This is a genomic window from Bradyrhizobium sp. SZCCT0153 (assembly GCF_018129995.1).
Classification (GTDB): Bacteria; Pseudomonadota; Alphaproteobacteria; order Rhizobiales; family Xanthobacteraceae; genus Bradyrhizobium; species Bradyrhizobium japonicum_G.
The window spans coordinates 927,598-949,641 of sequence record NZ_JAFCKS010000003.1 but is presented as its reverse complement, the minus strand read 5'-3'; the positions used below and the strand labels follow the sequence as shown (position 1 = coordinate 949,641).

Annotated in this window: 22 protein-coding genes; 13 read left to right on the top strand and 9 right to left on the bottom strand. The window is 65.1% G+C overall.

What is annotated here, in order from left to right:
• Positions 1 to 60: 60 nt before the first annotated feature.
• Entirely contained in the window at positions 61 to 1,125 is a 1,065-nt protein-coding gene (locus JQ572_RS18070) for a phosphotransferase (protein WP_211384004.1), read from the top strand.
• Between the two features lie 56 nt (positions 1,126 to 1,181).
• On the opposite strand, the gene JQ572_RS18065 is transcribed toward JQ572_RS18070, so the two are convergent.
• The 3 genes from JQ572_RS18065 to JQ572_RS18055 are packed head-to-tail and all read right to left on the bottom strand — an operon-like array spanning position 1,182 to position 4,381.
• Positions 1,182 to 2,738, bottom strand: coding sequence for an MDR family MFS transporter (locus tag JQ572_RS18065; RefSeq protein WP_211384005.1), 1,557 nt, complete (start codon positions 2,736 to 2,738; stop codon positions 1,182 to 1,184).
• 4 nt (positions 2,739 to 2,742) lie between these two features.
• Positions 2,743 to 3,906: an HlyD family secretion protein gene (locus JQ572_RS18060; protein WP_211384006.1), complete on the bottom strand. Its 1,164-nt coding sequence runs from the start codon at positions 3,904 to 3,906 to the stop codon at positions 2,743 to 2,745.
• The gene (locus JQ572_RS18055) at positions 3,899 to 4,381 is read right to left on the bottom strand and encodes a MarR family winged helix-turn-helix transcriptional regulator (RefSeq protein WP_211384007.1); all 483 of its coding nucleotides are present in this window, start codon (positions 4,379 to 4,381) and stop codon (positions 3,899 to 3,901) included. The genes JQ572_RS18060 and JQ572_RS18055 overlap by 8 nt, the downstream gene beginning before the upstream one ends.
• A 157-nt stretch (positions 4,382 to 4,538) precedes the next feature.
• Between JQ572_RS18055 and JQ572_RS18050 the strand changes: the two genes are divergently transcribed.
• The 6 genes from JQ572_RS18050 to JQ572_RS18025 all read left to right on the top strand — a co-directional run bounded on the left by JQ572_RS18050 (position 4,539) and on the right by JQ572_RS18025 (position 10,686).
• Positions 4,539 to 5,033 carry a Fur family transcriptional regulator gene (locus JQ572_RS18050; protein ID WP_211384008.1) on the top strand — a complete coding sequence of 165 codons (495 nt, stop codon included), beginning with the start codon at positions 4,539 to 4,541 and terminating at the stop codon, positions 5,031 to 5,033.
• 35 nt (positions 5,034 to 5,068) lie between these two features.
• Positions 5,069 to 6,022 carry a DMT family transporter gene (locus JQ572_RS18045; RefSeq protein ID WP_211384009.1) on the top strand — a complete coding sequence of 318 codons (954 nt, stop codon included), beginning with the start codon at positions 5,069 to 5,071 and terminating at the stop codon, positions 6,020 to 6,022.
• 12 nt (positions 6,023 to 6,034) lie between these two features.
• Positions 6,035 to 7,318 carry a flavodoxin-dependent (E)-4-hydroxy-3-methylbut-2-enyl-diphosphate synthase gene (ispG, locus tag JQ572_RS18040; RefSeq protein WP_211384010.1) on the top strand — a complete coding sequence of 428 codons (1,284 nt, stop codon included), beginning with the start codon at positions 6,035 to 6,037 and terminating at the stop codon, positions 7,316 to 7,318.
• A 245-nt stretch (positions 7,319 to 7,563) separates the two neighbouring features.
• Positions 7,564 to 8,460, top strand: coding sequence for a TauD/TfdA dioxygenase family protein (locus JQ572_RS18035; RefSeq protein ID WP_211384011.1), 897 nt, complete (start codon positions 7,564 to 7,566; stop codon positions 8,458 to 8,460).
• Between the two features lie 72 nt (positions 8,461 to 8,532).
• On the top strand, positions 8,533 to 9,870 hold the full coding sequence (locus tag JQ572_RS18030; protein WP_211384012.1) for a Rieske 2Fe-2S domain-containing protein: 1,338 nt from the start codon (positions 8,533 to 8,535) through the stop codon (positions 9,868 to 9,870).
• Positions 9,871 to 9,873: 3 nt separating this feature from the next.
• Positions 9,874 to 10,686 (top strand): N-acetylmuramoyl-L-alanine amidase, encoded by an 813-nt coding sequence (locus JQ572_RS18025; RefSeq protein WP_211384013.1) that lies wholly within the window; start codon positions 9,874 to 9,876, stop codon positions 10,684 to 10,686.
• Between the two features lie 25 nt (positions 10,687 to 10,711).
• Here the strand turns inward: JQ572_RS18025 and JQ572_RS18020 are convergent, their stop codons facing one another.
• From JQ572_RS18020 to JQ572_RS18010, 3 genes are all read right to left on the bottom strand, one after another.
• Positions 10,712 to 12,322 carry a Na+/H+ antiporter gene (locus JQ572_RS18020; RefSeq protein WP_249129076.1) on the bottom strand — a complete coding sequence of 537 codons (1,611 nt, stop codon included), beginning with the start codon at positions 12,320 to 12,322 and terminating at the stop codon, positions 10,712 to 10,714.
• Between the two features lie 45 nt (positions 12,323 to 12,367).
• Complete coding sequence (bla, locus tag JQ572_RS18015) at positions 12,368 to 13,225, bottom strand: class A beta-lactamase (protein ID WP_211384014.1); 858 nt, start codon at positions 13,223 to 13,225, stop codon at positions 12,368 to 12,370.
• Positions 13,226 to 13,323: 98 nt separating this feature from the next.
• Positions 13,324 to 13,698: a nuclear transport factor 2 family protein gene (locus JQ572_RS18010; protein ID WP_211384015.1), complete on the bottom strand. Its 375-nt coding sequence runs from the start codon at positions 13,696 to 13,698 to the stop codon at positions 13,324 to 13,326.
• Between the two features lie 93 nt (positions 13,699 to 13,791).
• On the opposite strand from JQ572_RS18010, the gene JQ572_RS18005 reads away from it, so the two are divergent.
• Both JQ572_RS18005 and JQ572_RS18000 read left to right on the top strand, forming a co-directional pair.
• Positions 13,792 to 14,220, top strand: a complete 429-nt coding sequence (locus JQ572_RS18005) for a GFA family protein (protein ID WP_211384016.1) — start codon at positions 13,792 to 13,794, stop codon at positions 14,218 to 14,220.
• A 184-nt stretch (positions 14,221 to 14,404) separates the two neighbouring features.
• A complete protein-coding gene (locus JQ572_RS18000) occupies positions 14,405 to 16,216 on the top strand; it encodes a caspase family protein (protein WP_211384017.1) in 1,812 nt (603 codons plus the stop codon).
• A gap of 53 nt (positions 16,217 to 16,269) precedes the next feature.
• Here JQ572_RS18000 and JQ572_RS17995 read toward each other — a convergent pair whose 3' ends face one another.
• Both JQ572_RS17995 and JQ572_RS17990 read right to left on the bottom strand, forming a co-directional pair.
• Positions 16,270 to 16,959, bottom strand: coding sequence for a DUF1345 domain-containing protein (locus tag JQ572_RS17995; RefSeq protein WP_211384018.1), 690 nt, complete (start codon positions 16,957 to 16,959; stop codon positions 16,270 to 16,272).
• 7 nt (positions 16,960 to 16,966) lie between these two features.
• Positions 16,967 to 17,890 (bottom strand): polyprenyl synthetase family protein, encoded by a 924-nt coding sequence (locus JQ572_RS17990; RefSeq protein WP_211384019.1) that lies wholly within the window; start codon positions 17,888 to 17,890, stop codon positions 16,967 to 16,969.
• A gap of 161 nt (positions 17,891 to 18,051) precedes the next feature.
• On the opposite strand from JQ572_RS17990, the gene mtgA reads away from it, so the two are divergent.
• From mtgA to JQ572_RS17975, 3 genes are all read left to right on the top strand, one after another.
• Positions 18,052 to 18,726, top strand: coding sequence for a monofunctional biosynthetic peptidoglycan transglycosylase (gene mtgA, locus JQ572_RS17985; RefSeq protein ID WP_211384020.1), 675 nt, complete (start codon positions 18,052 to 18,054; stop codon positions 18,724 to 18,726).
• Positions 18,727 to 18,889: 163 nt separating this feature from the next.
• Positions 18,890 to 19,072 carry a 50S ribosomal protein L32 gene (rpmF, locus tag JQ572_RS17980; RefSeq protein WP_007598106.1) on the top strand — a complete coding sequence of 61 codons (183 nt, stop codon included), beginning with the start codon at positions 18,890 to 18,892 and terminating at the stop codon, positions 19,070 to 19,072.
• A 143-nt stretch (positions 19,073 to 19,215) separates the two neighbouring features.
• A complete protein-coding gene (locus JQ572_RS17975) occupies positions 19,216 to 19,854 on the top strand; it encodes a hypothetical protein (protein WP_211384021.1) in 639 nt (212 codons plus the stop codon).
• 6 nt (positions 19,855 to 19,860) lie between these two features.
• Here JQ572_RS17975 and JQ572_RS17970 read toward each other — a convergent pair whose 3' ends face one another.
• Positions 19,861 to 20,121, bottom strand: a complete 261-nt coding sequence (locus JQ572_RS17970; RefSeq protein ID WP_211384022.1) for a hypothetical protein — start codon at positions 20,119 to 20,121, stop codon at positions 19,861 to 19,863.
• 220 nt (positions 20,122 to 20,341) lie between these two features.
• On the opposite strand from JQ572_RS17970, the gene JQ572_RS17965 reads away from it, so the two are divergent.
• Complete coding sequence (locus tag JQ572_RS17965) at positions 20,342 to 22,036, top strand: GGDEF domain-containing phosphodiesterase (protein ID WP_211384023.1); 1,695 nt, start codon at positions 20,342 to 20,344, stop codon at positions 22,034 to 22,036.
• Positions 22,037 to 22,044 lie beyond the last annotated feature (8 nt).

The following is a 22,044-nucleotide window of genomic DNA, read 5'->3' as shown; positions in this document are numbered from 1 at the left end:
CGCTGGCGCCCGGCAGCGCGGTTGTGCAGAATGGAGCAACGCGACGGGGGTCGGGCGCTCATGACAGATTCACGATTGCCGGAGGCGGCGGACGCCGCACATCTCACCGCGGCACTGCGCAAGGCCGGCGCGCTGGACGCAGGTGCCGTGCGCGAGGTCAAGGTGCTGCATGAGCGCGACACGGTCGTGTCGCATATCACCCGGCTCGGCCTGCGCTATGTCGGGGAATCCGCCGGCTCGCCGCAGTCTCTGATTCTCAAGACGCCGCATGCCGCGTTCGCCAAGCCGCTGGCGAATGCCGGTCGCCACGAGGTGGCCTACTACACACAGCTTGCGCCCAGAATGCCGGCGCAGCTGGTGCCGCGCTGCTTCGACGGGAATTTCGACGAGGAGAGCCTCGCCTGGCATCTCCTGCTGGAGGATCTCACCGACAGCCACGAGATCGCGAGCCAATGGCCGCTGCCGCCATCGCGCGGTCAGGCGCTGGCCATCGTCACCGCGCTCGCGCGCTGGCACGCGGCGTGGTGGGACCATGCCGGTCTCGGCGAGACCGCCGGGACCTGGGCGAGCACGGACGATACAGCCGCAGATTTGGAGACGTTCGCATCCCATTACGACCGGTTCGCCGATCAGCTCGGCGATCGTCTCAGTGAAGAGCGCCGCACGCTCTACCGCCGCTTCATCGATCAGTCCGACCGGCTGTTGCGGCGCTATCATTCGCACCGCCACCTCACCATCACCCATGGCGACGCCCATATCTGGAATTTTCTGCTGCCGCGTGCCGGCGTGACGGACACCGTCCGTATCTTCGATTTCGACCAGTGGCGGATCGGCGTGCCGACCCGCGACCTCGCCTATATGATGGCGCTGCATTGGTATCCGGAACGCCGGCAGGCGCTCGAGCGCCTTCTGCTCAACCATTACCACGACACGCTGATCGCGCACGGCGTCAGCGGCTATACGCGCGGCGCGCTCGATCAGGACTATCGCTGGTCGGTGCTCTGGCACATCACCAAGCCGGTCTGGCAATGGAGCATCAATATCCCCCCGGTGATCTGGTGGAATAATCTGGAGCGCGTGATGCTCGCTGTCGACGATCTCGGCTGCGAAGAGTTTTTGGGGTAGGGGTGCTGAACCTGCGCTTCGCTTGTCCAGGACGACGGCGGAAGTTGTGACCCCCCTTACTCCATCACCGCATGCTCCGGCCCCGCGGCCTGCTTGCGCAGAGTGGCCTTGGTCGAACCGATCAAAAGAGCGAGCGGGATGGTGCAGAGGATGAAGACCATCACCAGCTGGTAGTCGTGTGCGAAGGCGATGATCTGCGCCTGCACGCTGACCATTCTGTCTGCCATGGCGCGGCCGGCGTCGGTGGAGAGGTTGATCATGCCGCTGACGTTGGGCATCTGCAACGCGTGGTTGAACGGGTTTATGTCCTCGGAGAGGATCGCATAGGTCCGCCGCGTGCCCTGGGTCAGCTGGGCGATGACCACGGATATGCCGACCGAACTCGCGACGTTGCGCATCAGGGTCAGCATCGCGGTGCCGTCGGTGCGCAGATTGTTCGACAGCGTCAGGAACGCCACTGTCGAGAGTGGCACGAAGACGAGGCCGAAGCCAAAGCCCTGGATGACGCTCACGGTCACGATCTCCGGTACCTGGGTCAAATCGGTCCAGCCGGTCATCTGGTAGAGCGAGCCGGCGGTCAGCGTCAGGCCGGAGATGATCAGCGTGCGCGCCTCGAAATAACGCATCATGCGGCCGACCAGCATCATGGCGAAGAAGGTGCCGAAACCGCGGCTCGCCAGCAGCAGGCCCGCGGTGATGATGGGATAGCCGATCACGTTCTGCATGTAGGGCGAAGCCAGCGCCATGGTCGAGAACAGCACGAGCCCCATCACGACCATGAACATGCAGCCGGTGACGAAGTTGCGATCCCGGAATAGCGCGAAGCGGATGAACGGCGTCGAGGTCGTGAAGGAGTGCGCGAGGAAGTAGTAGAAGGCGACGGCCGAGATGATGAACTCCGCGAGAATCTCATTGGATTCCAACCAGCCCAGCTGCTCGCCGCGGTCGAGCGCAAGCTGCAGCGAGCCGATCGCCACCGCCAGCGCGGCGAAGCCGAACCAGTCGAATTTGAGGCTGAGATTCCTGTCTGTCTCGTCCATGAAGACGATCAGTCCGAGCACGGTGATGAAGCCGAACGGCAAGTTGACGAAGAACACCCAGTGCCACGAATAGGTCTCGGTCAGCCAGGCGCCGAGTGAGGGGCCCATGATCGGGCCCATCATCACGCCCATGCCCCAGATCGACATCGCCTTGGCGCGCTCCTGCAGCGTGTAATAATCGAGCATCACCGATTGCGACAGCGGCACCAGGGCCGCGCCGAACACGCCCTGCAGCAGCCGGAACAGCACCATCTGGTTGATGTCTTGCGCGAGGCCGCACAGCACCGAGGCCATGGTGAAGCCGGCTGCGCAGATGATGAAGATGCGCTTGCGGCCGAAGCGGTTGGCGATCCAGCCCACCGGCGCCGTCATGATCGCGGCGGCGACGATGTAGGAGGTCAGCACCCAGTTGATCTGGTCCTGCGAGGCCGACAGCGTGCCCTGCATGTAGGGCAGGGCGACATTGGCGATGGTGGTATCCAGCGCCTGCATGATGGTCGCGGTCATGGCGCAGATCGTCACCATGTTCCGGCGCAGGCCGGGGACCATCAAATGGGCATTGGGGCCGGACACCGGATCAGTCCTTGTCCTGGTTCGCCGTTGCCGACAGGCCTAACAGGCCGGCAAGCGAGCGCTGATGGCCGGTGTCGATGGTGGCATAGACGCTCATGCCGGCCTTCAGCTTCCGCACGTATTTGTCGGTTTCGTCGAAATAGATCCGGATCGGCACGCGCTGCACCACCTTGACGAAATTGCCGGTGGCGTTCTGCGGCGGCAGGATCGCGAATTGCGCGCCGGTGCCGGGCGAGAGCGAGCCGATCTTGCCCTTGAAGACGTGGTTCGGGAACGCGTCGACCTCGAGCGTGACGGCCTGCCCTTCGGTAACGTGGGTGAGGTCGCTCTCCTTCGGATTGGCGTCGACCCAGGGATGGGCGACGTCGATGATGGAGAAGACGGGCGTGCCGGCTGTGACGAAGCGGCCGAGCTGGATCTGCTCGACCTGTGTCGCCACGCCGTCCATCGGAGCGCGCAGCACGGTGTGGTCGAGGTTGCGCTGGGCATCGTCCAGCTTGGCTTTCGCCTGTGCGTAGGGCGGGAATTGCTCCAGCGGCAAGGCGGGGTCGCCGAGCAGCTGCGTCTTGGCGTTGGAGAGTTGCTGCTTGATGTATTGCGCCTGTGCGCCGGCGGTGACCAGAGCATTCGAAGCGTTGTCGAGATCAAGCTGCGAGCCGAAATTGTTCTTCACCAGCGCCTGCTTGCGCTCGACGTCGCGCTGCTTCAGATCGATGCCTTGCTGGGCAAGGTTGAGCATGTCGCCATAGATCTTGATGTTGGCAACGAGATTGTCATAGGTCGACTGCGCCTGCATCAGCTGCGCCCTGGCCTCGTCCACCGCGAGGCGGAACGGCACGGGGTCGATCTCGAACAGCTCGTCGCCGCGCTTGACCGACTGGCCTTCCTTCACGACCACCTTCAGGATCTTGCCGGAGATGTCGGGCGTCACCAGCACTTTCTGGGCGCCGACATAGGCGTCGTCGGTGCCGACATAGCGGCCGCCGTTGAGATAGAAGGTGATGCCGCCGATGGCGACGACGATCGGCAGCACGACCAGGAGGAGGACGCGGCGATAGCGGCGCAGACCCGCCATCAGCCGGCGGCGCGGATCGGTGCCGGCCTTCTTGGTCGGCTTGCCGCTGTCGCTCTTCTGCTCAGGCTGGAATTTGAGAACCTGGTCAGCCATAGCGCTGCTCCTTACGCGCTTGTTCCGCTCCGCTGGTCTGGATCGCGTTACGCACGTTTTCCTTGATGGATTCGAGTTGGGTGAGAAGACGGTGAGCGTCCGCCGGATTGATGCCGTCGAGCGCGTTGGCCGTAAGCTCGGACTTGAGGCCGCTCATCTTGCCGAGCAAGGTCCGGCCGGCCTTCTTCAAGTAGAGCCGTTTGACGCGGCGGTCCGAGGCGTCGTTGCGGCGCTCGATCCAGTCGCTGTCGCAGAGCTTGTCGATCAGCCGCGTCAGCGTGATCGGCTGCATTTCCAGAAGCTCGGCGAGTTCCGATTGTTTCATGCCCTCGCTGCGCTCGACCTTGGACAGCACCGCCCATTGCGCGCGGGTGATGCCGAAGCGCGAGGCCTCCTTGTCGGCGTAGACGCGCAACAGGCGGTAGAGCTCACCGAGCGTGAACAGGAAGTTCTGGTCGACCGACCCGCGGGTCATAAGCTTTGTCTCCTATAAGCTCGCATATGATAAGCAAGCTTATGATTATTTCACGGCGGGTTAGCGGGACGCTGTCCCGCCGCGAAAGCATGGCTGGTGGCCAAGACCCCCGGTCGCGCTTTGGGTTCCATCGGCGAAATGCTAGAAGTCAGGCCACATGACCCTCGCAAAGCCGGCATTTCCGACGCCCGACCACGATCACGGCCGCTGCACCGCGGACGCGCTGTCGCATGCCGAGGCCGTTTGCGAGCAACGCGCGCAGAAATTCACGCCGATCAGGCGCCAGGTGCTGGGAGCGCTGCTCTCCAGCCATCGTCCGCTCGGCGCCTACGAGGTGATCGACGAACTGGCTAAATCGATGCCGCGGCCGGCGCCGATTACGATCTATCGTGCTCTCGATTTCTTGATGGCCAACGGCCTCGTGCACCGCATCGAAAGCCGAAATGCCTATCTGGCCTGCGCCGCCCACGATCATGACGCGACGTCGGCGGTGACGTTCCTGATCTGCGAGCGCTGCGGCCTCGTCGGCGAGATTCCGTCGGCCTCCTTCGCCAGGGACCTCAACTCCGCCGCGCGCAGCTCAGGCTTCGCCCCCAAATTGTCCGTGGTGGAAATCACGGGCGTCTGCGCCCATTGTCAGAAAGCTGCATAAGCAACAACGGCGCAAAGCCGGTTTTTCGGGAAGACATGTCCTCACCACAAGCCATACCGTCCACCGGGCGCCCTCTCAGTGCCGGCGCCATCGCGCTGATGCTCATGCTGTGCCTGACCTGGGGGTTCAACCAGATCGCGGTGAAGCTGGTGCTGCCGGACATCCCGCCGATGCTTCAGGCGATGATCCGCTCGATGGGCGCGTTGCCGGTGCTGTTCATCATAGGCAGCTTGCGCGGCGTCAAATTCTTCGAGCGCGACGGCACCTGGAAACCGGGCCTCATCGCCGGATTGATGTTCGGCATCGAATTCGTGCTGATCTTCCAGGGGCTGCGCCTCACCCCTGCGTCCCGCGCGGTGGTGTTTCTCTACACCGCTCCGTTTTTCGTCGCGCTTGGCTCCTATCAGGTGCTCGGCGAGCGGCTCGGCGGCACGCAATGGCTGGGGCTCGCCATCAGCTTTGCCGGCGTCGCGCTCGCCATCGGCGTGCCGCAGCCCAATGTCGATTCCCACGTTCTGCTCGGCGACCTCATGATCGTCGGCGGCGCGGCGCTGTGGGCTGCGACCACACTGGTCGCCAAGAGCACGCGGCTGCGCTTCGCCGCGCCCGAGAAGGCGCTGGGCTATCAGGTCGCGACCTCGATCCCGATCCTGGGGCTGGCAGCCTGGCTGTTCGGCGAATCCATAACCCACACGCCGTCCCCGCTGTCGCTCGGCCTGATGGCCTTTCAGGCGATCTGGGTGGTGGGAACCACGTTCACGCTTTGGTTCGCGTTGGTGAAGACCTATTCGGCCAGCAAATTGTCGGCTTTTACCTTCATCACCCCTTTGTTTGGCGTGGTGGGTAGCTATTTCATCATGCACGACACCTTGAGCCTGACTTTCGGGGCGGCGGCCGTCCTTGTAATTGCTGGGCTTTTTCTGGTTAACCGTCCCAGCCGAACGGCTGTGGCGCCGCCTGATGCATTGCTGAACGTCACCAAAACCTGATATTTGGACGCCATGAACAAGCTCGAAAACCCCATCGATTCCGACGTCGCTGGCCCCGCGCCCCGGCACAGGACCACCCAGGTCAAGGTCGGCGACGTCGCCGTCGGCGGCGGTGCGCCGATCGTCGTGCAGTCGATGACCAACACCGACACCGCCGATATCGACGGCACCATCGCCCAGGTCGCAGCGCTCGCGCGCGCCGGATCCGAAATGGTCCGCATCACGGTCGACCGCGAGGAGGCCGCTGCCGCCGTTCCGCACATCCGCGACGGCCTGCTCAAGCGAGGCATCACCACGCCTCTGATCGGCGACTTCCATTATATCGGCCACAAGCTGCTCGCCGCCTATCCGGCCTGCGCCGAGGCGCTCGCCAAATATCGCATCAATCCCGGCAATGTCGGCTTCAAGGACAAGCGCGACACCCAGTTCGCCGACATCATCGAGATCGCGAACAAGAACAGCAAGCCGGTGCGCATCGGCGCCAATTGGGGCTCGCTCGACCAGGAACTGCTGACCAAGCTGATGGACGAGAACGCCGCGTCCGCCAACCCGCGCGACGTGCGCGCGGTGACGCGCGAGGCCATGGTGCAGTCCGCGCTGCTCTCGGCCGCGCGTGCCGAAGAGCTCGGCATGCCGAAGGACCGCATCATTCTGTCCGCAAAGGTCTCGGCGGTGCAGGATCTCATCGCGGTCTATCAGGATCTTGCCAGCCGCTCCGACTATGCGATTCATCTCGGTCTGACCGAAGCCGGCATGGGCACCAAGGGCATCGTGGCGTCCTCGGCCGCGCTCGGCATCCTGCTGCAGCAGGGCATCGGCGACACCATCCGCATCTCGCTGACCCCGGAGCCGGGCGGCGATCGCACCCGCGAGGTGCAGGTCGGCCAGGAGCTCTTGCAGACCATGGGTTTTCGCACCTTCGTGCCGCTGGTCGCGGCCTGCCCCGGTTGCGGCCGCACCACCTCGACCACGTTCCAGGAGCTGGCGCGCTCGATCCAGGATTTCATCCGCGACGAGATGCCGGCCTGGAAGACGAAATATCCCGGCGTGGAAGAACTCAACGTCGCGGTGATGGGTTGCATCGTCAACGGCCCCGGCGAATCCAAGCATGCCAATATCGGCATCTCGCTTCCGGGCACGGGCGAAGCGCCGGCCGCCCCGGTGTTCGTCGACGGCAAGAAGTTCCGCACGCTGCGCGGCCCGACCATCTCCGCCGACTTCAAGGCGCTCGTGATCGATTACATCGACCAGCGCTACGGCCAGGGCGCCAAGGTGCCGGTGACCGCGGCGGAGTGATTTCACTCAGCTGTAGCCCGCGCTCTGCTCGTCGCCCCCGCGAAGGCGGGGGCTCGTAACCACAGGCCGTTGTGGTTATGGTGAACTGTCACTCCGAATCATCGTCAAACCCAATTCTGCGGTTATGGGTCCCGGGCTCGCGCTTTGCGCGCCCCGGGACGACGGCTGTGCTTGCAGCGCAGATTGCGTATCTGTCACCGCGCGCTACGATGGCTCTCAATCAACAATGATTGGGAGCAACACCCATGAGCTCACTCGCCGGCAAGCAGGGCCCGCGCTACCGCCACACGGCGGAAGACGGCACGCCTTACGAAACCATCGCGGTCGAAAAGCTGACCCCGATCATCGGCGCGGAAATATCCGGCGTAGACATCGGCAAGCTCGTCTCGGACGATGCCCGCTCCAACCGGCAGATGGACGAGATCCACCGCGCGCTGGCCGAAAACCTCGTCATCTTCTTGCGCGACCAGCACATCACGCCGCAGCAGCATCTCGCCTTCGGCCGCAAGTTCGGCGAGCTGCATTTCCATCCCGCCGCCCCGCACGAGGACGAAGACCCGGCGCTGATGAAGATCTATGCCGATGCGAACTCGCCGCGTGCCAATGGCGAGGGCTGGCATTCCGACGTGTCCTGCGATCTCGAGCCGCCGATGGGATCGATCCTCTACATCAAGCAATGCCCGCCGCGCGGCGGCGACACGCTGTTCGCCAACATGTATGCGGCCTATGAGGCGCTGTCGGATCGGATGAAGGCCTATCTCGACGGGCTGACTGCGCTGCACGACGGCGAGCCGATCTATCGCGGGCTCTACGCCAATTACGGCGTCGCCGACCGTCCATCCTATCCGAGTGCCGAGCATCCCGTGGTGCGCACGCATCCGGTCACGGCTAAGAAGGCGCTCTACGTCAATCGCGGCTTCACCCGCCACATCAACGGCGTCCCGCGCGACGAGAGCGATGCGATGCTTGCCTACCTCTATCAGCACGCGGAAAACCCGCTATTCCAGTGCCGCTTCCGCTGGACCGAGAACGCCATCGCGTTCTGGGACAACCGCTGCACCCAGCACCGCGCAATGTGGGACTATTGGCCCCATACGCGGTCCGGCACGCGGGTGACGGTGAAGGGCGAGAGGCCGGTGTAGACGCCGCTTCTTGCGTTGACGTCCTCCTGCTCCCGCGCCAATCTTCCCAAAAACAAATCGGGGGGATCAGCCATGCTCCGAGCCGAGGACAACAAGTTCCTGACCGAGTCCGGCCCTGGAACGGGCATGGGCGAATTGTTGCGCCGCTTCTGGATTCCCGTGCTCCTGTCGAAGGAGCTTCCCGAACCCGATAGCGAGCCGAAGAAGATCATCGTCCTCGGCGAGGAGCTGCTCGCCTTCCGCGACTCACGCGGCGTCGTCGGAATCATCGATCAGTACTGCCCGCATCGCGGCGCCAATCTCTGGCTCGGGCGCAATGAAGAATGCGGCATCCGCTGCGTCTATCACGGCTGGAAGTTCGATACCGAAGGTCGCTGCGTCGACATGCCGACCTCCTATCCCGATCTCAACGCCAAGGATCTCATCCGCATCAAGTCCTATCCGGTGCGCGAATGGGGCGAGATGATCTGGGCCTATATGGGCCCCGCGAATGCGATGCCCGAGCTGCCCGATCTGGAGATGGCGCTGCTGCCGGCCTCGCACCGCTACGTCAGCAAGAAATGGCAGGATTGCAACTGGGTGCAGGCGCTGGAAGGCTCGATCGACACCGCGCACTTCACCTTCGCGCATCTCTCCTTCGACAAGGAGGAGAACGAGATTCTGGACATCAAGAAGCATTTCGTGAACCCGATCGCGCGGATGTCGAGCGATCACATGCGCTGGATCGCGGAGGACCCGCGGCCGGTGATCAAGATCGCCCCGCACGACGCCGGCCTCACCATCGCAGGCGGCCGGCTCACCGGCGGCGACAACATCTACTGGCGCATCGCGCAGTTCCTGATGCCGTTCCACGCCTATGCGCCGAGCGCGATGCCGGGCGAGAACATCTTTGGCCAGACCTTCGTTCCGGTCACGGACACCAATTGCTGGATCTACACTTATGCCTGGAATCCGGATCGTCCACTGACGCAAGCCGAGCGCGACGCCTTCGACCGAGGCAATGGCGTGATCGCGGAAGTCGACGACAATTACGTTCCACTGCGTCACAAGGGCAACGACTATCTGATCGACCGCAAGCTGCAGAAGACCAGGAGCTATACCGGCATCAAGGGCGTCTCCGAACAGGACGCCGCCGTGCAGGATAGTCAGGGCCCGATTGCCGACCGCACCCGTGAGCATCTCGGCCCGACCGATCTCGGCATCATGCATTTCCGCAAGACAGTGATGGAGCTGGCGCGTGCGCTCCAGCAGGGCGTGCCGCCGCCGCAGGCTGCGCATCAGGATCGCTACGCCGTGCGCTCCGGCGCCTGCGTCACCAGCAAGGCCAAGGACCTGCCCGCGGTGATGCTGGAACGCTTTGGCGACGTCGCGGGATTCGTCGGCCACCCCAGGATTGCGGCAGCGGAGTAGGACTTGAGGCGATCGCGGAGCATCATCGCAATTCTCGTCTCGCCGCTCGTCGCGTCGATCGTGCTGTCGCCGCTCGGCAGCGGTCAAGCCGTTGCGCTGCGAAAAATGGTAAAACCGAAGCCGACGCAATCCGCGGCCAAATGCGAGATGTCGAAATTCCGGATCGTCGTGGATGTCGGGCACACGCCGGACTCCTACGGCGCGTTGAGCGCGCGCAACGACACGGAGTTCGGCTTCAATTTCCGGCTTGCAAGGTTGATCACGGGCAAGCTCAAGTCCGAAGGCTTTGGCGCAACCCGCCTGCTCGTCACGGACGGCAAGGCGCGGCCGAGCCTGTTCAAGCGCGTCAGTGCCGCGAATGACGGCCGGGCCGATCTCTTCCTGTCGATCCATCACGATTCGGTGCCGGACAAGCTGCTCGAGACGTGGGAGTTCGATGGCGCGAACAGCTATTTCAGCGACCGGTTTTCAGGCCATTCGCTGTTCGTGTCGGAGCGGAATCCGCACTTCGCCACCAGCCTGATGCTGGCCCGGATGATCGGCAGGCAGTTGAAGGAGCAGGGACTGCATTATGCCAGCCAATACACCCTGCCGGTGATGGGCCGCTACCGGCGTCAGCTGCTCGACAAGGATGTCGGCGTCTACCGTTACGACGGGCTCGTCGTGCTGTCGCAAACCCGCAGCGCCGCCGTGCTGCTGGAGGCCGGCTCGATCATCAACCGCGACGAGGAAATGACGATGAACTCGCAGGAGCGACAGGACCAGATTGCGGACGCCGTGGCGGTAGCGGCGCGGGAGTTTTGCGGGAAGCGGTAGTCGGTTTTGCTTGCGATGACAGAAGCTACAGCGGTGTCCCCCGATACTCCCGGTTCGCCAAACTCGCTTCCTCCAGATCCAGATCGCGCTCGATCCGCCGACGCGTCTCGTCGGTGATCTGGCCGTCGCGCAGCAGGTCGTGGATGAATTTGCGCTCGGCGGCGATCAGGTCGCGGGTCAGCGCGGTGCCGGCGGTGGAAACGTCATGGTGGGTGGGATCGAGCGAATCGGGAAGCTGGTTGACGCGGATCTCGTGGCGCGCGCGCAGGAGCCGCATCACCTCGTCCGACACGTCCTTTTCCCCGGTCAGCGCGTCGAGCGACTTCAGCGCCGCGTCGAGGGCCTGGCGCCGGGCCGCGATTTCGGCCTCGTGCTCGGCGACATGCTCGTTGCGGCCGGCGTCCGCGACGCCGAGCCAGCCCACCACCGGTGGCAGCGTCAAGCCGACCCCGATCAGCGTGACGAAAATGACGCCGAAGGCGACGAACAGGATCAGGTCGCGAAACGGAAACGCCTCGCCGCCCGGCAGCGTGAACGGCAGCGCCAGCGCTGCCGCCAGCGACACGGCGCCGCGCACGCCGGTGAACGCGAGCACGAACGGCCATTGCCATGGCGGCGACGGGTCGCGCGCGCGCAGCGACTTGCTGAGCATCCGCGGCAGATAGGTCGCGGGATAGAGCCAGGCGAAGCGTGCGATCACGACGACCGCCAGCACCACGGCGGTCGCGATCATGATGTCGTCGAGCGGAAACGCCTTCGACTTCTCGTAGAGCGCGCGCATCTGGAATCCGGTGAGCAGGAACAGCAAGCCCTCGATGAGATAGATCACGAGGTCCCAGAAGAAGATGCCTTGCAGCCGGGTCGATGCCGAGATCAGCAGCGGGCCGTTCCAGCTCACATAGAGGCCGCAGGCGACCGTGGCGATCACGCCGGAGCCGCCGAGATGCTCGGGCAGCCAGTAGGAGACGTAGGGCGTGATCAGCGACAGTGTCAGCTCGACCTGTGGATCCCCCGACCATTTGCGGAAGCGCAAGGAGAGCCAGCCGACGCCGATGCCGAAGGCGATCTCGCCGGCGATAATGAGCAGAAACTCGCCGCCCGCCAGAGGCAGCGAGAAATTCCCGACCATGATCGCGGCGAGCGCGAAGCGGTAGAGGATCAGCGCGGTGGCGTCGTTGGCGAGCCCTTCGCCTTCGAGGATGACCATGAGCCTGCGCGGCAGGTGCAGTCGCCGCGCGATTGCGAGCGGCGCCACCACGTCCGGCGGCGCGACGATGGCCCCCAGCAGGAATCCGACCGTCCAGGGCAGCCCGATCATATAATGAGTGGCGGCCGCCACCAGTGCTGCGGTGAAGATCACCGCGCCGACCGCGAGCAGCACGATCGGGCGCAGATTGTTCCTGAACTCGCGCCAGCTCATGGCGACGCTGGCCGAGTAGATCAGCGGCGGCAGCACCATCAGCAGCACCAGTTCCGGCGGCAGTTCGACCGGCGGCATGCCCGGCACGAAGGCGAGGCCGACGCCGGAGAGCATCAGGAGAATGGCGGGCGCAATGTTGAAGCGGCGCGCGACAAGTGCCGTGCCCGCCAGCACGGCGAGCAGGATGAGAAAGGTCTGAAATTTAGCGGCGATCATGGCCTGTCTTGGCCCGGAAGCAACCGCAAGGTCAATGCGCGCGGCTCACGCCAGCCGCTCGGCCACCATGCGGCCGATGCGGGCGAACACGGCTTCGATCCGTGCCGCACTCGGCGTGCCGCCCTGGGTATAGGCCACGATCAGGACCGGTGTATCCGGCTTGGGCCAGACCACCGCGATATCGCCCGAGGCGTCCTTGCCGTTGTTGCCGGTCTTGTCGCCGATCTTCCAGCTCGCGGGGAGCCCGCCGCGCAGCCGGTTCGCGCCGGTCTTGCAGCCCACCATCCATTCGGTGAGTTGAGCACGCGAGGCCGGCGACAGCGCCTCGCCCGTCACCAGCCGGCGCAGATTGCCGGCCATCGCCACCGGCGTCGTCGTGTCATGGGGATCGCCCGGCGGGGAACGGTTGAGCTCGGGCTCGTTGTGGTCGAGCCGCGAGGTGGCGTCGCCAAGCGACCGCCAGAACGCGGTGAGTGCGGCCGGACCGCCGATCCGCGCCAGCAGCAAATTGGCACAGGTGTTGTCGCTGAGCTCGATGATCGCCTTGCACATGTCGGCGACCGACATCGCACGGGCCGCGAGATTCTGCTTGGCGACCGGCGCGTAGTCCAGAAGATCGGCCTGGCCGTAAGGGATCATGGCCGCAAGCTGCTCCTCGCCGCGATCGACCCGCGCCAGCACGCAGGCCGCGAGCGAGGCCTTGAAGGTCGAGCACATGACGAACCGCTCGTCGGCGCGCCAGGCGATCGTCGCGCCGGTCGCAAGGTTCTCCGCATAGACCCCGATCCGGCCGCCGCTGTCGCGCTCATAGGCCTCGAGTTCCGGCAGCGTCTCCGCGGCGAGCGCGGGAGAGGCGGCAAACCAGCACAGCGAGGCGAGCAGAGAACGGCGGTCGAGAGGCATGGGGGGCCTTTTGAGAGAGACGGGCAGGTGGAGATGCGGTGTGCACGCCATCCGTGCAACGAGTGCGCCCGATTTCGGGCAACGAAAGATCAGGCCCCTCATTCCCTCAGGTCATACCGATAAGACTTGGACACGATCTGCCAGCCGTCGGCGAGCTTCATCGCCACCAGATAGTCGGTGAAAAACCGCGGCGGCAACTGGCACCGGACCTTGATGAAGGCGGTCTTGTCGTCCGAACGGTCGATGGTGACGATGAAATCCTCGCGCGGCTTGCCTTCGGCCTTGCCGGAGGGACGCTTGCGGACGCGGTCGAGCCAGTCGGGCACGGTCAGCACCTGGAGCTCGCCCTTCTCGACCCAGCGTAAATCGGCGGAGGGATGAAAGATGGCGCCGAGCTTTTCGGCGTCGCCTTCGTAAAGTCCGTCGAAATAGGATTGCACGACGGCTTCGACGCCCGAACGGTTCTGGCTCATGGGTCATCCCTTTGAATGATGGCTCGGGGTGAACTTAGTCGTACATGTCAAAATGCGCTATGGTGTCCGTACCATTTGCGCAAGGACGCTGTGATGACCGGATCAGAGAATGCGAACGCTCCCATCCTGACCGGCGAATGCTATTGCCGCGCGGTGCGCTACGAGGTGGCTGACGCGTTCTCCTATGCGATGAACTGCCACTGCTCGAATTGCCGCCGCACCACCGGCGCCGCCTTCAAGCCGTTCGCCGGGATCGAGCGGAGCAAGCTGCGCATCGTCAGGGGTGAGGACCAGCGCACCATCTATGGTGACGACACCACCCATGACGCCCACTGTGCTCGCTGCGGCTCGCTGCTTTATTCCCGGGTGCGCGAGGGAAAATGGGTCCATGTCGCCATGGGAACCCTGGTCGATGCCCCCTCGATCCGGCCGGGCGCCCACATTTTCGTGGGCTCGAAGGCGCCCTGGCACGAAATTACAGACGAGCTACCGCAATATCGGGGGCATATTGGAGATGGCTGAGGGAACCCGGCCCGCGCGTGCGCCCGTCAGCGAACCCCGGCAGGGCTGGCACGACAAACAAAAGGGGCCTTTTGCGGCACCCCGCGGGCGCGGCCTTCGTGACCTCCATCACAAGCACCCGCGCCGGAACTTGCTAAAGCGATCCCAAGGGGGCCCGTACGGCCCTGAACTCGGAAGTCGTGTCATGCGCCATTTGCTCAGACTTGGTCCGCTTCTCCTCGCTCTCACGCTGCTGTTCGGCGCCGGGCCTGCGTTCGCCGGAAAGCGCGTGGCGCTGGTGATCGCCAACTCGGCCTATCAGCACGCGCCGTCGCTCGCCAATCCCGTCAACGACGGCACGGTGATGGCCAGGACGCTGAAGGAGGCCGGCTTCGACATCGTGGATTCCCGGCATGACCTGTCGGCGCTGGAGACGAGGCGTGTGTTGCGCGAATTCGCCGACGCAACCCGCGATGCCGATATCGCCGTGGTCTACTATGCCGGCCACGGCATCGAGGTCGAAGGCTCGAACTATCTGATCCCCGTCGACGCCAAGCTCGAGCGCGACACCGACGTGTTTGACGAGGCGCTGTCGCTCGACCGCGTTCTGGTCGCGGTCGAACCCGCAAAACAGCTTCGCCTCGTGATCCTGGACGCCTGCCGCGACAATCCGTTCGGCAAGACCATGAAGCGCACGATTGCCTCGCGCGGTATCGGCCGCGGCCTCGCCCAGGTCGAGCCGACCAGCTCCAACACGCTGATCGCCTATTCGGCCAAGGCCGGTTTCACGGCGCAGGACGGCGACGGCGCCAACAGCCCCTTTACCGTGGCGCTGTCGAAGCACCTGACGACGCCCGGCCTCGACGTCCGCCGCGCCTTCGGCTTCGTGCGCGACGACGTGCTCAAGTCGACGGGTAACAAGCAGGAACCGTTCGTCTACGGCTCGCTCGGTGGCGACGACGTGCCGCTGGTGCCGGTCAAGGTGACGGCTGCCGCTGCGCCCGCGCCGAATCCTCAGGCCGACATCCGCCGCGATTACGAGCTCGCGCTCCAGGTCGGCAACAGGCCGGCATGGGACGCGTTTCTCGCCCAGCACCCCGACGGCTTCTATGCCAGCCTCGCCAAGCTTCAGCTCGAGAAAATCAGCGCCGAGCAGGTCCATGCGGCGGCGACGGAAAAGGCCAAGCAGGCCGAGGCTGAACGAGATCGTCTTGCCGCGCTTGGCGCGCAGAAGGATGCGCAGGCCAAGGCTGCGGCCGATGCAAAGGCCGCGGAGCAGGTGCAACTCGCCGCGCAGAAAGCCAAGGAACAGGCACAGCAGCAGGCGGCCGCCGCCGAGCAGCAGCGCGTCAATCTCGCCGCAACGGCGCCGAGTGCTGCGCCAGCCAGCACGGCGAGCCCCTCAGGCACCAACGTTGCTTCGCTGACACCGGCCACTGCGCCGGCCGATCTCAACCGTTCCGTGCAGACTGAGCTCGGCCGCGTCGGCTGCTTCTCCGGCGCCGCCGACGGCAACTGGAACACGTCCGCGCAGCGGTCGCTGTCGCAGTTCAACCGCTATGCTGGCACCAAGCTCGACGTGAAGGTGGCAAGCACCGATGCGCTCGACACCGTCAAGTCAAAACCGTCGCGCGTCTGCCCGCTGGTGTGCGAGCACGGCTTCAAGGTCGACGGCGACAAGTGCACCAGGATCGTTTGCGGCGATGGCTTCGCGCTGAACGACGACAACGAATGCGAGAAGAAGCGTGCCGCAAAGCCGACGACTTCCAAGCCCGCGACCTCGCGACGTGACGACAGCGAGGATCGTCAGGCAAAGAAGCGCGTGCAGACGGGCTCCGCCGGAGGGTATGGCTCAGGCATCGCGGGCGCCGCGGCCGGCGCTGGTCGCGCCTCGGGCGGCAGTGGTCAGATTTATTGCAACGATCTTCTCTGCCGTCCGGTCCAGCGCGGCTGCCACCTCGTATATCGCGGTGGCGGCGGCCCTCACGTTGATGCCAATGCCGAGGTCTGCAACTGAGGGCACTGCGTCCCTCGACATTGTCCGGCGAAGCCGTGACAATGTCGCTGGGATCAGGTCGCGATCGCGCTCGCCGCGATGTTTACCGTCAGCGCCAGCAGCGCCGTGTTGTAGATGAAGGATACGATGCCGTGCGCCGTGGCGGTGCGGCGGATGGTCTTGTCGGTGATGCCGACGTCGGAGACCTGTGCGGTCATTCCGATCACGAACGAAAAATAGACGAAGTCCCAATAATCGGCGTGATCTTCCTTGTCGCCGCTCGGAAACTGAAGACCGCCCGGCTCGGCGTGGCGGTAGTAATCATGCGCGTAATGCAGCGCGAAAGTCGTGTGCACGGCGGCCCAGGACAGCGCGATGGTGGTGATCGCGATGGTCAGCTCCGCCGCGCCGCGATGGGTGCCAAGTTCGACCACGATCGCTGCGATGCTGGCGAACGCGCCGATTGCCGTCACCAGCAGGATCACGAAGCGGCCGTCGTCCTGCATCGCGGCGCTACGGCGGATGTGCTCGTGGTCGTTGCACAGCATCATCGCATAGACCAGCACGAGATAAACCGCGATCAGCGCATCCCAGCCGAGCACGAGCCGCGTCGTCAGCCGGGGTGAGCCCGGCGCGAGCAGGCAGACGAGGACGCCGATACCGAGCGAGATGAACGTCCGCGGCCGGGCGTAAATCAGCCGCATCGGCCGCGACATCTGGCGGAAGCGGACGAGGGCGGGATCCTCTTTGTTGCCGCCCGTCATCGCGTGGCTAGTTCTTCCGCTCGGCCACGAAGCGCGCCGCGGCTTGCAGCACTGCGGCGCGGTCGCCGAAGATTGACACGGCGCTGTCGGCTCGCGCGAGCAGGTCGCGCACGCGCTGCTTGGCGCCCTCGATGCCGAGCTGGGTGACGAAGGTGGTCTTGCCGAGCGCGGCGTCCTGGCCCGACGGCTTGCCCAGCGCAGCCGCGTCGCCTTCCACGTCGAGCAGGTCGTCGGCGATCTGGAAGGCCTCGCCAAGTGCGCGGCCGTAATCGTCGAGCGCCTGATATTCCTTTTGCGAGGCCTGGCCGAGGATCGCTCCGGCGATGCAGCCATAGCGCAGCAATGCGCCGGTCTTCATCTGCTGGAGACGGGCGACATCGACCGGCTCGCGGTCGCCGAAACGGCCTTCCCCGGCAAGATCGAGGATCTGGCCGCCGACCATGCCGCCGATGCCGGCGCAGCGCGCCAGCGCGCGCGTCAGCAGCAGCCGCACATTGGCGTCGCGGTGGATCTCGTCGCGGGTGATGATGTCGAAGGCGAGCGTCAACAGGCCGTCGCCCGCGAGGATCGCGGTCGCGTCATCGGTCTTCTTGTGCAGGGTGGGGCGGCCGCGGCGCAGGTCCGAATTGTCCATCGCCGGCAGATCGTCATGGATCAGTGAGTAGCAGTGGATGCATTCGAGCGCGGCACCGGCGAGCAGCGCCGCCTCGCGCGGCACGCCGAACACGGCCGCGCTCTCGACCACAAGGAACGGTCGCAGGCGCTTGCCGCCGTTCAGGCTCGAATAGCGCATTGCGTCCATCAGTCGCTTGGGCCGGGCGATCTCATCGGGCAGGATGTCGTCCGCCAACAGGCGCCCGAGCAGGGCCTCGGTGTCATCAGCGGTCTTGTCCAGACGTTTGGCGAAATCGGACGGGGACGTGCCGGTCATCAAGAAGGGCTCCAGAACCAAAATTCGGCGGGACAATCCTTTATGCGCCCGCTTCAGTCAATCGTTTGGAAGGGCTAAAAAGCGCTGGAAAAGGCCCGAATTATCACAGACTTAATGGCGAGAGCCGTGGCCGCGTTTCATTTTGCGCCGGGAAGGTCGATTTGCGCATCGTCAAAATCCTGCTGGTAGCGCTCGCGGTCGTGGCTCTCGCGCCCTATGTGATTGCGCCGTTCTACCGCACCGGCCATCCGGTTTCGACGCTGATGGCCTGGCGAAGCTTGCGGGGCGCGCCGATGCATCGGGAATGGATCGATCTGGCGGCGATGTCGGCCTCACTGCCGCGATCGGCGGTGGCGGCCGAGGATGCCCATTTCTGCAAGCATCACGGCATCGATTGGGGCGCGCTGCGCGAGGCGATCGACGACGCGAACGAAGACGGTACGCCGTTCCGGGGCGCCTCGACGATCACCCAGCAGGTCGCAAAAAACCTGTTCCTGTGGCAGGGGCGGGACTTCGTCCGCAAGGCGCTGGAATTCCCGTTGGCGCTGTGGATCGACTTCGTCCTGCCCAAGGCGCGGATCCTGGAGATCTACCTCAACATCGCCGAGCTGGGACCGCAGGGCCAGTTCGGGGTGGAGACCGCCAGCGCCTATGCCTTCGGCAAGTCGGCGGCCAACCTGTCCCCCCGGGAAGCCGCCCTTCTGGCCTCGATCCTGCCGAATCCGGTCAAACGCAGCGCCAGGACCCCTGGACCGGGTGTCAGGCGCCTGGCCGGGACCTATGTTGCCAGGGCGCAGGCCAGCTCGCTTTCGACCTGTTGGCGGGAAAATCGCTGATTTCTGGCCCTTTCCGGACGTATTTTCCGGTCCAAGAGCCTAGCTTTAGGGCCAGCCTTCCTCTATAAGCGCGGCCTTGATCGGCATTCCGCTCGCCCCGTTTGGGTGCTGAGCCGTCCTGTGGACGATGCCCTGATGACACCAATCCCTAGAGGATATTGAAATGGCCGTTCCGAGAAGAAAAACCTCGCCGTCGCGCCGTGGCATGCGCCGCTCGGCAGACGCCATCAAGAAGCCGACCTATGTGGAAGACAAGGACTCCGGCGAGCTCCGTCGTCCGCATCATCTCGACCTCAAGACCGGCATGTACAAGGGCCGTCAGGTCCTGAAGAAGAAAGAGTCCTGAGTTAAGGATCTTTCTCCGGGCGGGATCATTTCGCCTGCCTGATTTCGGCCAACCCATGAGATATGACGGTGACGGCGGCGGAGCGAATGCTTCGCCGCCGCATTGTCCTGTCTGGATATCTTGATCGAGAAGGCATTTCGCCGATGGTCGGTTTCCCGCTGCTCCTGATCCCGCTCGCGGTCTACAATATCATCGCCTTCCTGATGCCGAGCGTGTCCTTTACGGACGTGCTGTTCAAGGTGCCCATGATCACGGGCGAGGCCTGGCCGGTCACGCTCGCCGACGTGATGCTCGCGCTCGGAATCGTGCTGCTGCTGCTCGAGGTGGTGAAGGGCGCGCGGCCGGGCGCGAGATTCCTGATGGATCATTTGCTGTCGCTGATCGTGTTTGGCGCGGCTGCGGCCGAATTCGTGATGTGGCCGAAATTCGGCAACTCCACCTATTTCCTGCTGGTGCTGCTCGCGATGGCCGATTTCCTCGGCGGCATCGCCCAGCGCACGCGCCGCCGCGTCGCCTATGCCGGCGAGACGACAGCGCCCGCTTCGCGCAAGGCCAGGCGTCAGGCCGAAGCGCCGGCCGATGAAGCCGTCGCCGAGCCCAAGTTCGAGCCGCTGATTGCGCCGCAACCGGCACCGGTGGCGCCGCCCGCGCCCACTGCGCAGTCGGTCGCCGAATCCGTGCTGATGGACCACCCGGCGCCGAAGCCCGTCCAGAGCATGCCTTCGCCGGATTTGCAGCCGGGCAACGGCACGCCGCCGTCTCCCGACGCGCCGCCGCGCTGATCGGCCTCAAGCCACCTGTCGCGTCCGCGCGCTGACGCTTCCCAGCGGATGCTTGCTGCCATAGGCCATCTGCGCGTCTTCGGAAGACGCGCAGCGGAGCCGGTTCGTCTGCGGCAGGTGCTCGGCATTGGCGATCAGCTGGGTGACGAAGCTCGAATCGGGGCGCGACAGCGGCGCCTTGTTGGCCAAGCGCAGAAGCGGCAGCAGCGGCACCAGGGCCGTGCCCGTGCCGTTGTCCGCCTGGACCGATCGATCAGTACTGAACATCGCAATCACCGTTGGTCCGGCGAGCCTGTCGCGTTTCGGAACGCTGGCGCCGGTGCGTGTCACGTACTCGCAAGGCCTATGCCGGCCGGGCCGGTTTGGTTCCGCAGGCCTGCAGAACGTGGTTTCCAAATTGTTTATGAACTTTGCCTAGGGTCAAAGGCGAATCTGGCTCTATCCTGTGCCGACCCAGGACTCTCCGCTGTCCCGAAACGAGGCGATTTTGACCCCCGCATTGCCGCAAGCCTCCGACATCCTGGCTGCTCTCGGCCAGGCCGTGTTCGCCTGGGACGTCGCCAGCGATGCCATCGTCTGGGGTGATCAGGCCAGTGCCATCTTCCCCGGCATTCCCGCCGAGCGGCTGGCCACCGGCGCCGAGTTCGCCAAGCTGATCGAGCCCGCGCAATCGCTGCGGACCGCGGCGCTGGCGCAAACCTCCGCCGTACATGGCGCCGACGGCACGCCCTACCGGGTCGAATATGGCGTACGCTTGAGCGCCGCCGATCCCGTGGTCTGGATCGAGGAGACCGGGCGCTGGTTCGCCGGGCCCGACGGCCGCCCGGTGCGTGCGATCGGCTCCGTCCGCATCAACAATGAGCGCCACGCCCGCGACGAGGAATTGACGAAGCTGGCCCGGCTCGATCCGCTGACCGGCGAGCTCAATCGTTCGCATCTGATCGCGGCGCTGGCCGAGGCGATCGAGGAGACGACCCGCTTCCGCTCGACCGCGGCCTTCATGCTGGTCGGCATCGATCATCTCGCCCGCGTCAACGACGCCTTCGGCTTCGACGTTGCCGACGCCGTGATCCTCGACGTCGCCAAGCGCATTCGCGCGCGCCTGCGCGGCGGCGACGTGCTCGGGCGCTTCTCCGGCAACAAGTTCGGCCTGATCCTCAAGAACTGCACCGTCGACGACATGAACGTCGCCGCCGAGCGCTTCCTCGCCGGCATCCGCGACGAGGTTGTGCCGACCAAATCCGGCCCAGTCTCGGTCACCGCCTCGATCGGCGCGGTCAGCGTGCCGCGCTATGCCCGCAACACCGACGAGGCCGTCAATCGCGCCCACGAGACCCTGGACGCCGCGAAGCGGCGCCGCGTCGGCTCGTTCGCGGCCTGGCGCCCGGATGCCGCGCGCGACGCCCAGCGCCGCGTCAACATCCGCGTCACCGACGAGATCGTCACCGCGCTGAACGAGCGCCGGATCAAGCTTGCCTATGAGCCGGTGGTTGCTGCCGCCTCGCGCGAGCGCGCGTTCCATGAATGCCTGGTGCGGATGGACCAGGGCGACGGCCAGGTGCTGCTGGCGCCCGACATCGTGCCGGTCGCCGAACGACTCGGCCTCATCCGCCTCGTCGATCATCGCGTGCTCGAGCTGGTGGTCGCCGAGCTCGCGGCCGCGCCCGACATCTGCCTCAGCCTCAACATCTCGCCGGATACCACGATGGATCCGGACTGGTGGGCGGGCATCGAGTCTCTGATGCTGGCCCATCCCGGCGTTGCCGAACGGCTGATCGTCGAGATCACCGAGACGGTCGCGATCCAGGACATCGACGACGTGCGCGGCTTCGTCACCCGGCTGAAGAATTTCGGCAGCCGCATCGCCATCGACGATTTCGGCGCCGGCTACACCTCGTTCCGGAATTTGCGCAAGCTCGGCGTCGATATCGTCAAGATCGACGGCGCCTTCGTGCAGAACATCACCCATTCGGCCGACGACCGCGCCTTCGTGCAGACCCTGATCGATCTCGCCCGCCGCCTCGACATCAAGACGGTCGCCGAATGGGTGCAGGACGAAGAAGCCGCAAACATGCTTCGCGACTGGGGCTGCGACTACATCCAGGGTCGCCTGATCGGGCTGGCGTCGGCCGAGCGGCCGTGGGGCACGCCGCCGGATAGCGCGCTGCCTGCGGCGGGGTAGGGACCGCG

Coding starts and splice junctions, on each gene's coding strand:
- JQ572_RS18070 (WP_211384004.1), top strand. CDS start 61: ATGACAGATTCACGATTGCCGGAGGCGGCGGACGCCGCACATCTCACC.
- JQ572_RS18060 (WP_211384006.1), bottom strand. CDS start 3,906: ATGGCTGACCAGGTTCTCAAATTCCAGCCTGAGCAGAAGAGCGACAGC.
- JQ572_RS18055 (WP_211384007.1), bottom strand. CDS start 4,381: ATGACCCGCGGGTCGGTCGACCAGAACTTCCTGTTCACGCTCGGTGAG.
- JQ572_RS18050 (WP_211384008.1), top strand. CDS start 4,539: ATGACCCTCGCAAAGCCGGCATTTCCGACGCCCGACCACGATCACGGC.
- JQ572_RS18045 (WP_211384009.1), top strand. CDS start 5,069: ATGTCCTCACCACAAGCCATACCGTCCACCGGGCGCCCTCTCAGTGCC.
- ispG (WP_211384010.1), top strand. CDS start 6,035: ATGAACAAGCTCGAAAACCCCATCGATTCCGACGTCGCTGGCCCCGCG.
- JQ572_RS18035 (WP_211384011.1), top strand. CDS start 7,564: ATGAGCTCACTCGCCGGCAAGCAGGGCCCGCGCTACCGCCACACGGCG.
- JQ572_RS18030 (WP_211384012.1), top strand. CDS start 8,533: ATGCTCCGAGCCGAGGACAACAAGTTCCTGACCGAGTCCGGCCCTGGA.
- JQ572_RS18020 (WP_249129076.1), bottom strand. CDS start 12,322: ATGATCGCCGCTAAATTTCAGACCTTTCTCATCCTGCTCGCCGTGCTG.
- bla (WP_211384014.1), bottom strand. CDS start 13,225: ATGCCTCTCGACCGCCGTTCTCTGCTCGCCTCGCTGTGCTGGTTTGCC.
- JQ572_RS18010 (WP_211384015.1), bottom strand. CDS start 13,698: ATGAGCCAGAACCGTTCGGGCGTCGAAGCCGTCGTGCAATCCTATTTC.
- JQ572_RS18005 (WP_211384016.1), top strand. CDS start 13,792: ATGACCGGATCAGAGAATGCGAACGCTCCCATCCTGACCGGCGAATGC.
- JQ572_RS18000 (WP_211384017.1), top strand. CDS start 14,405: ATGCGCCATTTGCTCAGACTTGGTCCGCTTCTCCTCGCTCTCACGCTG.
- JQ572_RS17995 (WP_211384018.1), bottom strand. CDS start 16,959: ATGACGGGCGGCAACAAAGAGGATCCCGCCCTCGTCCGCTTCCGCCAG.
- JQ572_RS17990 (WP_211384019.1), bottom strand. CDS start 17,890: ATGACCGGCACGTCCCCGTCCGATTTCGCCAAACGTCTGGACAAGACC.
- rpmF (WP_007598106.1), top strand. CDS start 18,890: ATGGCCGTTCCGAGAAGAAAAACCTCGCCGTCGCGCCGTGGCATGCGC.
- JQ572_RS17975 (WP_211384021.1), top strand. CDS start 19,216: ATGGTCGGTTTCCCGCTGCTCCTGATCCCGCTCGCGGTCTACAATATC.
- JQ572_RS17970 (WP_211384022.1), bottom strand. CDS start 20,121: ATGTTCAGTACTGATCGATCGGTCCAGGCGGACAACGGCACGGGCACG.